Annotated in this window: 9 protein-coding genes; 6 read left to right on the plus strand and 3 right to left on the minus strand. The window is 72.9% G+C overall.

From position 1 onward, the window contains the following. Positions 1-112: 112 nt before the first annotated feature. A complete protein-coding gene (locus ACF053_RS25530; RefSeq protein ID WP_391956100.1) occupies positions 113-913 on the minus strand; it encodes a helix-turn-helix transcriptional regulator in 801 nt (266 codons plus the stop codon). Positions 914-1,501: 588 nt separating this feature from the next. Here ACF053_RS25530 and ACF053_RS25535 point away from each other — a divergent pair. From ACF053_RS25535 to ACF053_RS25560, 6 genes are all read left to right on the plus strand, one after another. Next, the gene (locus tag ACF053_RS25535; RefSeq protein ID WP_391956101.1) at positions 1,502-1,711 is read left to right on the plus strand and encodes a hypothetical protein; all 210 of its coding nucleotides are present in this window, start codon (positions 1,502-1,504) and stop codon (positions 1,709-1,711) included. 252 nt (positions 1,712-1,963) lie between these two features. Next, positions 1,964-4,996, plus strand: coding sequence for a lantibiotic dehydratase (locus ACF053_RS25540; protein ID WP_391956102.1), 3,033 nt, complete (start codon positions 1,964-1,966; stop codon positions 4,994-4,996). Next, positions 4,993-6,321: a lanthionine synthetase C family protein gene (locus ACF053_RS25545; RefSeq protein ID WP_391956103.1), complete on the plus strand. Its 1,329-nt coding sequence runs from the start codon at positions 4,993-4,995 to the stop codon at positions 6,319-6,321. The genes ACF053_RS25540 and ACF053_RS25545 overlap by 4 nt, the downstream gene beginning before the upstream one ends. A gap of 17 nt (positions 6,322-6,338) precedes the next feature. After that, entirely contained in the window at positions 6,339-7,301 is a 963-nt protein-coding gene (locus tag ACF053_RS25550) for a thiopeptide-type bacteriocin biosynthesis protein (protein ID WP_391956104.1), read from the plus strand. Beyond that, positions 7,298-9,070, plus strand: a complete 1,773-nt coding sequence (locus ACF053_RS25555; protein WP_391956105.1) for an ABC transporter ATP-binding protein — start codon at positions 7,298-7,300, stop codon at positions 9,068-9,070. Before ACF053_RS25550 ends, ACF053_RS25555 begins: the two co-directional genes overlap by 4 nt. 13 nt (positions 9,071-9,083) lie before the next feature. Beyond that, entirely contained in the window at positions 9,084-9,692 is a 609-nt protein-coding gene (locus tag ACF053_RS25560) for a GNAT family N-acetyltransferase (RefSeq protein WP_391956106.1), read from the plus strand. Positions 9,693-9,842: 150 nt separating this feature from the next. Here ACF053_RS25560 and ACF053_RS25565 read toward each other — a convergent pair whose 3' ends face one another. Both ACF053_RS25565 and ACF053_RS25570 read right to left on the minus strand, forming a co-directional pair. Next, complete coding sequence (locus ACF053_RS25565) at positions 9,843-12,119, minus strand: S9 family peptidase (RefSeq protein ID WP_391956107.1); 2,277 nt, start codon at positions 12,117-12,119, stop codon at positions 9,843-9,845. Between the two features lie 116 nt (positions 12,120-12,235). After that, positions 12,236-12,907 (minus strand): DUF4097 family beta strand repeat-containing protein, encoded by a 672-nt coding sequence (locus ACF053_RS25570; RefSeq protein ID WP_391956108.1) that lies wholly within the window; start codon positions 12,905-12,907, stop codon positions 12,236-12,238. Between the last annotated feature and the right edge of the window lie 113 nt (positions 12,908-13,020).

The following is a 13,020-nucleotide window of genomic DNA, read 5'->3' on the forward strand; positions in this document are numbered from 1 at the left end:
CCTCCGCCCACCATGCCGACCGACGTCCGAAGGGCCGAACGGCGCCACCCGGACGGCGGCGTGCGGACGCCCGGGGACGCGGGTCGACCGTGCCGACCCCAGGGCGACGTCCTCAGTCCACTCCGTCGAGGTAGGAGGTCTTCGCGATGAGGTAGGCCAACTGGGCGCGGCTGCGACTGCCCAGTTCCTCCGACGCCTTCTTGATGTGGTTGGCCACCGTGCGGGCGCTCATGCCGAGGCGGGTGGCGATGGTCGCGTCCGTGTACCCCTCGACCATGAGGCGGAGCACGGCCCGCTGCTTGGCGTCGGTCAGTGGATCGGGACGGGTGTCGGACGGGTCGAGGTCGACAGGTTCGGCGTACTCCCAGGTGTGGTCGAAGACGCCCGCGAGGAAGCCCGCCACTCCGGGGTGGTCGATCAGGAGGGCGTGCTGGGCCCGCTCGTACCGGTGGTCGGGCAGGACCGCGATCGTCCTGTCGTAGACGAGCACCCGCTCGAAGAGCGCGCCCAGGGTGCGGAAGCGGCTTCCCTCGGCGTGTGTCTCCGCCATGAAGGCGAGGCTGGCTTCGTGGGTCCGTACCGAGTGCTGGTAGATGGCGCGGTGCCGGACGCCCCGGCGGAGGAGGTTCAGCGTGTCGCCGCGCACGGCGCGCAGGACCTCGGGTGGACGGGGGCCGCCGGGCTGTACCGCCTGGAGTTCGTACCGGCAGGAGTCGTTCAGCTTGCGCAGCGTCGCGAAGATCACCTCGGTGCCCCGCAACAGCCGGAAGGCGGAGGCCCCGTGGTGCTCCTCCCGGTGGAGGGCGGAGGCCCGCGAGAGGGTGTCCCGAATGGTCAGCAGGCGCTGCTGGGTCTCGAGCAGGGTCCGTTCGACCGGCAGCGAGAGCTGGTACTCGGCCACGTCGGGGGACACGGGAACGAAGGTGTCCGGCTGCTCCGGGGCCGGCCGGAGCAGCCCCCAGTCGAGCAGGCACCGGGGGACGGGGTGGGTGACCGTTCCCCTGCCGATCGCGACGCGGTAGACGGCCAGGCCCCGCTCGCATAACCCGGTACGTTCCTCGTGTGCGTGATCATCCCCGTTTGCGCACATGCGCACCCCCTGTTGCTTCTTGCATTGCTCGATCTTGCACGTTCTCGACACTGTGCCATGGACCGGCTGGGCGGCAAGGTGGGAAGCCGAACCCGGCCGGTACCGTCCACCCGCCCCGCAGCAGGAGCTCCGACGGCCGACCGGGCGGCGCGGCGCCGAAGACGCCGTCAGGCGCTCCGTACAACGCCGTCAGGCGTTGCGGGGGACGACGCCGACGAGGGGGTCGCGCATTTTTTCACGCCCTTTCGAACTGTATTCACGTCGCGCCGAATGCGGTGCTCCGGCATGCCTTTACGCGTTCGAAAGGGAACTGGAAAACGATGGTTGACGGCACGGTATTCGAAGACCTAAGTTCCATTGCCAGGCGCCGGGGAAAAGGATTCCCGCCGCACATCGACCATGGAGTAAATCATGACCGCTGCCATGCTGCTCGACGACGTCGCGACCGCGGAGCTCTCGGACTTCGACCTGGAGATCCAGCTCTCCGTCACGGGTGACCTGAACGGCCCGCTGGCCCCCGCGGCGAGCTTCACCAACGTCACCTGCCCGGGGGGCCCGAAGCTCACCTCGGCCGCCCACCACCCGGCGGACGGGATGGTGGGCCCCATCTGCTGCGCCTGACGCACGGTCGTCACCGTCGGCACCCTGCCTCCGCCCGCCCTCACACGGCGGGCGGAGGCCCTGCCGGCCGAGAGGAAGAGAATGCACAGCAGGAAACGCGTGGCAATGACGAAAGAGCACCGATTCGAGGCCACCGGCCCTCTCCTCCTGCGATTGGCCGCCCGATCGCGAGAAAAGGAAAAGCCCGGTTCCTTCCCGGAATCCGGACCGGGTCTCCCCAGTGACGAGGAGCTCATCGTCGCCATACGGGAGATGCTGCACCAGGCCGATCTGTGCGAAGCGGTGGAAATATCCAGCGGGTCCCTGATGGTCATGGCGGAGAAGATCGCCGGCGGTGCCGACGTGCCGCGCAAACGCCTGCTGAGCACGGCTGTCTCCCTCACGCGCTACGCGCTGCGGAGCACCGGCCGGCCGACACCCTTCGGATTGCAGGCGGGCGTGGCCCCCGTCGCGGCGGGCACCCGCGCCCGGGTCGTCTGGTCCGCTCCCGACCGCAAGGCGACCCGGCTGGACGCGGGCTGGTTCGCCGACATGGTCACGCGCTGGGTGGAGGACCCGGCGGTCCGCCACCGGCTGGAGGTGGCCGCCAACGACCTGTGCACCACCCGGGGGGACCGGCTCGTCCTGCCGTACGTCACCGCCACCGCCCTTGCGGACGGCGCCCGCGCGGGGTACGCGGGCCGGGAAGTCTCGCTGCGTCACACCCGGGCGCTCCGTTGGGTCCTGGACGCCGCCCGGCGCCCCGTGCCGTACGGGACGCTCCTGGAAGCGGCCGCCACCGAGTTCCCGCAGGTGCCCGCCGACACGCTCGACGGAATGCTGCTGAGCCTCGTTCGGTGCGAGGTGCTCCTGACCGAACTCTCCGCCCACACGATGGACGAGGCCCTCCTGGACCGCACGCTCGCCCTCCTCGCCGCGGTACCCGAGGAACGCGCGGCGTTCGACGAGGTCCGTGCGGCGCTCACCGCGTACACCGGTGAACCCGTCGGCTCCGGAGTCGCGCAATGGCGGCGCGCCGTCACGGCCGCCCACCGCATCGGGGAGAGCGCACACCCCGTCGCCCAGGTCGACCTGCGCGTCGGAGCGGACGTCACGCTCCCCGGGGCCGTCCTGCGCGAGGTGGAGGAGTGCGCGACCGCGCTGTGGAACATGTCGCCGGAGGGCCGCCTCCACCCGGAGATGCGCGCCTACTACGAGGCCTTCGTTGAGCGCTACGGAGAAGGCGGTGCCGCCCGTCTGCCCGAACTGGTCGACCCGCACAGCGGACTGGGCTTCCCCGCCGGATACAACAATCCGCGCGCGGCACATAACGGCCGGCTGCTCCTCCAGGCAGGCACGGTCAAGGACACCGCCGACCCCCGCCGGCAGGCCGTGGTGGCCGACCTGGTCCAGAAGGGGATGCTTCACCCCGACCGCGAGATCGTGCTGGACGAGGGGGCCGTCGCCCGTCTGACGACCGGCCCCGCCACCGCCCCGCCGCCGTCGCTCGAACTCTGCCTGCACCTGCTGTCCGACTCCGTCGAGGACCTGGACGGCGGTGACTTCCGGCTGCTGGTCTCGCCCATGCTCGGATCGGCGACGGCGGGCGCGTCGATGGGCCGCTTCGCCCGGCTCGCGGGTCTCGAGGAGGACATGGGCCGACTCCTGTCGCACACCGGAGCCGGACCCGGAGCCGGACCGGAAGCCGCACCCGGAACCGAAGCCGCACCCGCAGCGGGCACCACCGCACAACTCACCTTCCGCACCCGGTCGGCCCGCAGCCTCAACGTCGCCCAGGTCCCGCTCCTCGCCCCCCACACCATCGCGATCGGACAGTTTCCCCGCGCCGACACCACGACCATCGGCTGGCGCGACCTGCTCGTGGTCGCCGACGAGGAACGGCTGCGGCTGGTGTGCGCGCGGACCGGCCGGGACGTGCACCCCGTCCTCCCGCACAAGCTCAACCTCGCGGATCAGGCCCCGAACGTCGCCCGCCTGCTCGACGAGCTGCGGCACACCGGACGCACGAAGAAGCTCCAGCTGTGGGACTGGTCCGGTTACGGCGCCTCCCCCTGGCTGCCCAGGGTCCGCATGGGCCGCGTGATCCTCTCCCCGCTCACCTGGAACCCCGGGCCGGAACTCCGCGAGAGCGCCGCCACGCGCTCCGGGTGGGACACCGCCCTCGGCCACTGGCGCCGCGAGTACGGGGTCCCCGACCGCGTCTGCGTCGCCCGCGCGGACCAGGTGTACGAACTCGACCTGCGCCAGGGCTTCCAGCGGGAGATGTTCCGCCGCGACCTCCGCGGGGGATCGGTCACCGTGACCGAGAGCCCACGCGACCTCGGGTCGTACGGATGGTCCGGCCACCGGGCCAACGAGGTGGTCGTACCGCTCATCGGCAGGCGCGGAGGCGGGGACACCCACCGGACCGCCCGCGGCGGCACGCCCGTCGTCAGCGCCGTACCCATGCACTCACCCGGCAGCGACTGGGTGTACGCCCAGATGCCGGCCACGCCCGAGGCGCACGACCAGCTCGTCAGCGCCCTCGGACCCCTGGTGCGCGACCTCGCCCCCTACCTGGACCAGTGGTTCTTCAGCCGGTACTACGCCCCCGAGCCCCAGGTGCGCCTGCGGATGCGGCCCGCCTCCCCCCAGGTGGCCGAAGATGTGCGCACCCGACTGTGCGCACACCTGGAACGGCTCCGCGAGGGCGGCCTGATCCGCCAGTTCGCCCTGGCGGCGTACGAACCCGAGACCGCCCGCTACGGCGGCCCCGAAGCCCTCGCCGCGGCCGAACACGTCTTCTGCCTCGACAGCCGGCTGGCCCTGGCACAGCTCACCGCGCTCGGCACCGGGCGGTGCCCCGTGCCCCGCACCCGGTTGATCGTCGCCAACCACGCGCTCCTCCTCGAATCACTCGGATCCTGGGACTGGCTGCGCTGGGCCGCGGCCGCCTTCCCGAGGAGTAACGACGGCACGGTCACCCGCCCCGACGTCCACGAAGCCATGCGCCTGATCCGGCCGGGCGGGACAGCCGCCCTTTTGGAACGCGCACTGGGTCTCGGCCGACTGCGCCAGGAGTGGCAGGAGTCCGGCACCGTCGCCCGACTCGGCGACAGGCTCCAGGCCCTGCGCGACGGCGCCGCCGGGACGCGCCGCCGGGACGTGGCCGTGCTGTCACTCCTCCACATGCAACACAACCGCCTGGTGGGCGGGGACGTGGCTGCCGAACGCACGGCCTGCGCACTCCTCGGCCACGTCGCCCGCGCCCACCTCGACAGCCGCGGAACGAGGGGAACCCGATGACCCACCCACCCGGGACGACGACCAACCCACCACTCCACCGGGACCGGGCCAGGCAGGTGGCCGACCTCCTCACCGAGCGCCTGCTCGACCCGGAGCGGGTGGCCGCCCTGGCCGGTGTCCCCGGTGCGCCCGCGGCAGCACTCACCTGGGAACCGGTCTCCCTCGGACGGGGCCACGCGGGTCTCGCCGTCCTGTGCACCAACAGGGCCGACCGGCACCCCGGCTTCGCCACCGCGGCGTACCGCCACCTCCGCAGGGCCGCCGACCTGCTGGGCCGGTCGCACCGACCCAGCCACGGCATCGTCGGCGACGTCACCGGCCTCGCCTTCGGCACGGAGATGGCACACCGGGCCACCGGTGGCTACACCGGCGCCCTGGCCTCCCTCGACCGCGCCGTGGCCGAGCACGCCACCCGCCTGTGCCGGCACATCGGACAGCAGCCGATCGGAGGGATGACGCGGTACGACGCGATCGAGGGACTGTCCGGCATCGGCCGGCACATGCTCCTGCGCGGTGACGCCCTGCGCGTCCCGCTCGAAGAGGTGCTGACCACGCTCGTGCGCATGACCGGGACCGTGATCACACCCTCCGGCCCGCTGCCGGGTCTGTGGTGCGACGGCCCGCCCTCGCTCACCGCCAGGGTCACCCCCGACGTCGACGAGCACGGGCATCTCAACCTCGGCCTCGCCCACGGCATCGCCGGACCCCTCGCGCTGCTGTCCGTGGCGTACCGGCACGGGGTGCGTGTCCGGGGCCAGCACGGCGCGGCCGCGGCCATCGTCGCCCAACTGCGCCGTGCCGCGTACACCGACGCGTACGGCATCGGCTGGGCGGACTACGTCCCGCGCGAGCAGTGGCTGCGGGGAACGCCGGTCCCGGCGCCCCGGCGCGCGGCATGGTGCTATGCCGCCCCGGGGGTCTCGCGGGCCCTGCAACTGGCCGGCGAGGCGTTCGACGAGCCGGGCTGGACGGAACTCGCCGAGGACTCGGTACGCGCTGTGGTGCGCGCCCCGATCGACGAGTGGAGTCTGCGGGACCATGGCCTGTGCCATGGCACGGCCGGGATGGTGACCCTGCTCCGGTTCTTCGCCGACGGCCCGCTGGCGCCACTGGTCGGGCCCGTGCGTGACGCCCTCGTGGAGAGGCTCCTCGACGCCTTCGATCCCGCCCGGCCGTTCGGCTACGCCGTTCCCGTTCGGGGATCGGTGGCCGGCGGGGACTACCCCGGCCTCCTGGAGGGCGCCGCAGGCATCGCCCTGGCCCTGGACTCGTACGCGGACCCCGAGCCACGGGTCCCCTGGGACGCGGCCCTGATGGTGGCCTGAGAGAAGAGGACGTGATCATGGACGGGTTCCCCGCTCCCGCGCTGCCGGCCGACGGTCTGCCCGACTTCCTGCGCCGCGTCGCCGATCTGCTGGAGACCGACACCGCCGACGCCGGCCCGGAGTTCACCCGCACGGCACGACGGTTCCTCGACGCCGGCCGTGCGGCGGCCTGCGCACCCGAGCCGGTGCGCTGGCTGGAGTACCGGCTGCGGGCGCCGGCCGCGATGGGCGGGCTCCTCGGCCGGCTCGCCCGGTTCGCCGGCGACCGCCTGGACGCGGACGCCGCCGACGACTTCTTCTTCGTGCGCAAGGGCCCGGTCCTGCGCGTGCGTTTCCACTGCGGACCCGGCCGGCAGGAGGAGCTGGACCGCGTCGCGGTGACGGAGTGGCGGCGCCTGTGCCGGCAGGGCCACGCCGAGAGCTGGGGCCGCGCCTTCTACGAGCCGGAAGCGCACCTCTTCGGCGGCGATCGGTCCATGGCGTACGTCCACCGCATCTTCACGGCGGACTCGCTGTTCTGGGCGCGTCACCACGCCTCACCGGACGGGCCGGCCCCGGCCTGGGCCGCTTCGCTCGTCATGATCCGCGCGCTGTTCGACGCCCTGGGCATCGTGGGCTGGGAGGACGGCAACGTCTGGGAGGTATTGCGCCGGCGGGCCGGCCGCACGTTCGGCGTCACCGTGCCGGACGGCTGGCAGCGCACGGCGAGCGGCGTGCGCGACGCGTGGTCCGGCCCCGGCGGGCCCGCCCGGCTGCTGGACGAGCGCACCCTCGCGCGGATCGAGGAGTTCAGGAGCGCGGTGGCCGCGCCCTGCGCACGCTGGCACGAGGAGTACTTCGGCACCCGGCACGCCGTGGTGGGGCCGCGCGAAGCGGCCGCCTTCCTCATCGTCTTCCACTGGAACCGGGCGGGCCTGCCGATGTCCTGGCAGACGGCGATCACCGAGGCGCTGGGCACCGCGTGGGGAGACGGACGATGACCGCGGCGGCCACGCGGGCCCCGGCGCCCGTGCCGTGGCGCCGGATCGCGGGCCTCTTTGCGCCCCACCGCCGGAGCCTCGGACTCCTCCTCGCCCTGCTCGTCGTGAGCGCGCTGATGTCGATCACGTGGCCGTTCCTCCTCAAGGCCGTCCTGGACGTGGCGCTCCCGCAGCAGCGACCGGGCCTGCTGACCGTGCTGGCGCTCGGCATGGTCGTGGTGGCCATCGTCACCAACGCCCTCGACGCGTGGCAGACCCTGGTCTCCACCAGGATGGGCCAGGGCGTGATGCACGACCTGCGCACCGGCGTCTACGCGCGGTTGCAGGGCATGTCGTTGCGGTTCTTCACCCACCAGTCCTCCGGCGAGACGCAGTCCCGGATCCTGAACGACGTGGGTGGCACGCAGTCGACGGTCACCACGGCCGCCACCTCCCTCGTCTCCCACCTCACCAGCGTGCTGGCGCTGTCCACGTCCATGCTCGTGCTCGACTGGCGCCTCGCATCGGTGTGCCTGCCCATGCTCGTCCTCTTCGCGTGGATCAGCGACCGGGTGGGCAAGGAACGCCTCGACATGACGCGCGGGAGACAACGCCGGCTCGCCGCCATGGCGGGCCTGATCGGTGACTCCCTCTCGGTGGGCGGCATCCTCCTCAGCCGCACCATGGGGCGCGCGCCCGAGTTGACCGACAGGTTCCGCGACGCCTCCGCCGGTCTGGCCGAGGTCGAGGTGGCCACGGCGGTGGCGGGCCGGTGGCGGCTCTCCCTGATCGGCATGATCATGGCCTCCGTACCCGCCCTGCTGTACTGGACCGCCGGGGCGGTGCTCGATGGCGGCGGCACCACGTCCCTCGGCACGCTGGTCGCGTTCGTCGCCCTCCAGCAGGCCCTCCTGTGGCCCGCGCTCCAGCTCCTCACCACCGGGGTGCAGGTACAGGCGTCACTGGCGCTGTTCGAACGGGTCCTCGCCTACCTGGATCTCGAATTCGACATCGCGGAGGCGGCCGAGCCGGTCGACCTCGAAGCACCGCGCGGAGCCGTCCGCTTCGAGCAGGTCACGTTCGCGTACGACCCGACGGGGCGAAGACCGGCCCTCCGGGACGTGGACCTGGACGTCCCTGCGGGCACCCACGTGGCGGTCGTCGGCGAGACCGGCTCGGGCAAGACGACTCTGGGCCACCTGGTGCCCAGACTGTACGACGCGACCGGCGGTCGGGTCCTCATCGACGGTGTGGACGTCCGCCGCCTGTCCTTCGCGTCACTGGCCCGGACCGTCGGCGTGGTGTCCCAGGAGCCGTACTTCTTCCACGCCTCGATCTGGGAGAACCTCCGCTTCGCGAACGCGGACGCCACCGTCGACGACGTCCTGCGCGCGACCAGGACCGCGCGGGTGCACGACACCATCGCCCGCCTGCCGGACGGCTACGACACCGTCCTCGGCGACCGCGGCTACCGCTTCTCCGGCGGCGAGAGGCAGCGGCTCGCGCTGGCCCGCACCCTCCTGCGCGAGCCGGCCGTCCTCATCCTCGACGAAGCCACGAGCGCCCTGGACACGCACACGGAGCACGAGGTGCAGGAGGCGCTGGCCCGGGCCCTCGCCGGCCGGACCCGCATCAGCATCGCGCACCGCCTGTCGACCGTCCGGGACGCCGACCTCATCGTGGTGCTGCACCAGGGACGCGTCGCGGAGCGCGGCACCCACGAGGAACTCATGGCGGCGGACGGCCGGTACGCACGCCTCGTCGCACACGACCTGACACCCAGTTCCTGAAAGGAGCCCGGCCATGGAACCCGCGCACCTCACCACCGACCGCCTCGTCATGGGAACGCTGCTCGACTCCGACGTCGACGCGTTCGTCGAGGCGTGGCGGGACCCGCTGATCCGGCGTTGGACCAACGTCCCGAGCCCGGGGACACGGGAGCAGGCCGTGCACTTCATCCACGACTTCTGCCCCCGGGGCTGGCGTGAGGACACCAATTACCTCTTCGGGGTCCGCGTCAAGGACACCGGGGAACTCGTGGGCCCCATGGGCGTATTCGGACTCAGCTGGGTGGGCCGGTCCGAGCGACTGGCGTCGCTGGGCTACTGGACCCTCGCCGCCCAGCGGGGCAGAGGGTACACCTCCGAGGCGATCCGGGCCGTCGCCGGCTGGGCCTTCACCGAGTTGGGAGTGGACCGCATCGAGAGCGTCGGAGAGGTGACGAACCGGGCGTCGCTGGCCTGTGTCGTCAAGGCGGGGTTCACCCACGAGGGGACCTTGCGTTCGCGCATCATCCAGGACGGCGTACGGCGCGACGCGTGGATGGCGTCCCTACTGCCCCAGGACCTCGGCCTGCCACCGTCCATGCCGTACCAGCCGGAGACCGCGCGGGAGCCCGGACCCGTCGCCTGAGCCGGCCGGGGCGGGCCCCCGGCCGCCCCGGCCGGCAGCACGGTTCACCGCCTCCCGCCGTCAGGTGCGCCGTGCGCCGTCCCCCGTCCGCCGCCCGGACGTCCCGCCGTCAGGTGGGCTCCCGCCGTGCGCCGTCCGGACGTCCCGGGTTCAGCCGAACAGCTCGCCGAGCAGCTCCGGTCCCAGGGGCAGGGGGGCGGGGCGGTGGGCGGGCGGCTCGGTGTCCATCAGGGCGCGGACCAGGAAGTCCCAGCAGCGCTTGCGGACGTAGGACAGGCAGTCGATGAACGTGTGCTCGGCCCCGGGGACCAGGAGCAGCTCGAAGTCCTTGTCCGCGGCGATGAGCCGGTCGGCCAGCCGCAGGGTGTGGTCCGGGTGGACCTGGTCGTCCAGTTCGCCGTGGACGAGCAGCAGCTTGCCCGCCAGCCGGTCCGCGAGGTCCACGTTGGAGGAGCGGGCCCAGGCGTCGGCGTCGTCCGCGCCGTCGTAGGACTCCACGAAACCCGCGTTGAAGCAGCGGGCGTCGTGCGAACCGGAGAGGGCCACTCCGGCCCGGTACACCTCGGGGAAGTCCAGCATCGCCCGCGCCGCGGCGAACCCGCCTCCGGAGTGGCCGAACGCGCCCACCCGGTCCAGGTCCATCCACGGCCGAGTCGAGGCCAGCTGCCGCAGCGCGGCGACGTGGTCGGCGAGGCAGCCCGCGTCGGCCAGACGGCCGTAGGAGGCGTCGTGGAAGGACTTGCTCCGCCCCGGGGTGCCCCGCCCGTCCACCGCCACGACCACGAAGCCCAGCGCCGCGAGGGGTTCCGCGTCGAGCCCCATCCCGCCGGGGTCGAAGCTGGGGGCGACCCGCTCGACCTGCGGCCCGGGGTAGAGGCTGTCCACCACCGGGTAGCGCCGGGCGGGATCGAACCCCCGTGGCCGGTACAGCACCCCGTGGATGTCCGTCACCCCGTCGGCCGCCTTGACGCGGAAGCGCTCCGGCGGCGTCCAGCCGGTGGCGACGAGCTTGCCGACGTCGGCGCGCTCCAGCTCGACCAGCACCCGCCCCGCCCAGTCCCGGACCGTCGTCACCGGCGGGGTGTCGACGGTGGACGCCGAGTCGAGGAAGTACTCCCGGCCGTCCGGCACGGTGACGACGTGGTCCAGCGCGTCGTCGGTGACCTTGGCGAAGCCGGAGCCGTCCAGTCCGACCCGGCACACCGTGCGCCGGTACGGGTCCTCGTCGACCAGCCCGGAAGCGGTGAAGTACACCACCCGCTCGGTCTCGTCGACGTGCAGGATCCGGCGCACCGACCACGGCCCGGAGGTGACCCTCCCCGACAGCGCGCCGCTGCGCAGGTCGTACCGGTAGAGGTGGCCCCGGTCGTCCCGCTGCGAGTACCACAGCACTTCGTCGGCCAGCACCCGCACGATCGGCGGCTCGTACGCCCACTGGTTGGGCTCCACGCGGGTGGCACCGGTCTCGCTGAGGACGGTGGTGACCGCGCCGGTGGCCGGGTCCATGCGGTTCAGGGTGAGGGTGCGCAGGTCGCGGGGCCGGCTGAGGTAGTACACCGCCGAGCCGTCCGGCGCCCACCACGCCCACTGCGTGGTGATCGGTGACAGCTGCGGCATGAGCAGCGGCTCGGCCTGCGCGCGGACGACCGTGCCCTCGGCGACGTCCAGCACGACCAGCTCGGCCCGCGGCAGGTTCTCGTCCCCGGGGTAGGCGTACCGCTGGGTGTGCAGGAGGGGCGCGCCGCCGTCGGCGGGCCTGGACTCCACAAGGTGGGTCCGCCGGACGTCGCGCTCGTCCGTCCGGTGCGTCAGCACCTTGGTGGAGTCGGGCGACCAGGCCACCGCGGGCGGCAGGTGCGGCAGGCCCAGCTTGCGCATCAGGGTGCGGTTGCCGGTGCAGTCCGGGCCGGAGCCGTACGGGTGGTCGGGCTCGCCGTCGGACGTCAGCGGCCACTCGCGGCCGTCGGACAGCGAGCGCGCCCACAGGTCGTGGCCCCGCCGGGACACCGCGACCTTCCCGTCGGGTGACGGCACCTCCAGCGGGTTGCCCGGCGGCGTGAACGCGGCCGGCTCGCAGGTGTAGTCGTCCAGGCGGCAGCGCCAGTACGCGCCGAACGCGGCGAACTCCACGGCGTTCCCGACAGGTTCGACGGCCGCGAACGGCAAGGCCCCGGGGTCGACCGGCTGTCCGGAGGCAGCTGCCAGCGCGGCGGCGAGCCGGGCGTGGTCGAAGGCCGGCTCGCGGCTGCCCGCCGCCGGGTCGACCAGCACGAACCGCCTGCCGGCGCCGTTGTCCACCGCGTACCGGAAGCGGGCACCGCCGTCGATCCACTGCGGCCGGACCTTGTCCCCGACGACGAGCTCGCCGGGACGGGCGGGTCGGTGGAGGAGCCGCTCGGCGGCCTGGTAGTCCTCAAGGGTGCTCATTCTTCGGGTCCTTGCTCTCGATGGCGTGTCGGGACGGCGGTGACAGGGCGGGGGAGGGGCCGGGGAAGACGCGACGGGAGGACCGTCCTGGTCACTCCGGTCGAGCCCGGTGCCCCTCAGAGGCTGCGGGCGGTGATGTCGCCGTGGGCGGTGGTGGCGCGGATGGACAGGCCGGCGGCGGCGCCCTCGGTGTTGAGCAGGGCGTTGTGGATCCGGCCGTGGCCGGTCCCGGCGTCGAGGGTCGCCGAGACCCCGTGGGCGGCGCCGACCGCGATGTCCCCGGCCTCGGTACGCACCTCGACCGCGCCCCGCACCGCCTCGGCGATCCGGATGTCGCCCTGCCGCGTGCCGATCTCCGCCGCACCACCCAGGCGGCCGACCGCGATGTCACCGGCGGCCAGGACGATCCGGGCACTGTCGGCCTCGTCGAGCTTGACCACGCCCCGCGCCGCCTCCAAGACGACCTCCCCCAGCCGCCCGACCCCCCGGACATCAGCGTCCGCCACCCTCGCCTCGACCCGCGAACCGGCCGGCAACCGCACCGTCACCTCGACCGACCCCGACGCGCCGCGCAACCGGCCCTCCCCCGCCGGCACCCCGATCCGCAGGACACCGTCCCCGTAAGCGACCGTGACCCGCCGCGCGGCCTTCACGTCCCGCTCCTTCGCGGCGTCCGCGGGCAGGACCTCCACCGTGGTGTCGGCCCGGTCGGCCCCGACGAACCGCACCCGCCCCGCGGGCACGTCCAGGACAGCGGAGATCGGAGCGGGCGTGACGAACTTCTGCATGAGAGTCTCCCGTGACGGTCACTTCGTTTCGAACAAGGGAAAGGCTACGTTGCCTTTCGTTATCGAGCAACAGTTACGTTGCTATGTAGAGCAATAATTGCAGCTCAAAGCGA

It is taken from the genome of Streptomyces kanasensis (genome assembly GCF_043077165.1).
Taxonomy (GTDB): Bacteria; Actinomycetota; Actinomycetes; order Streptomycetales; family Streptomycetaceae; genus Streptomyces; species Streptomyces changanensis.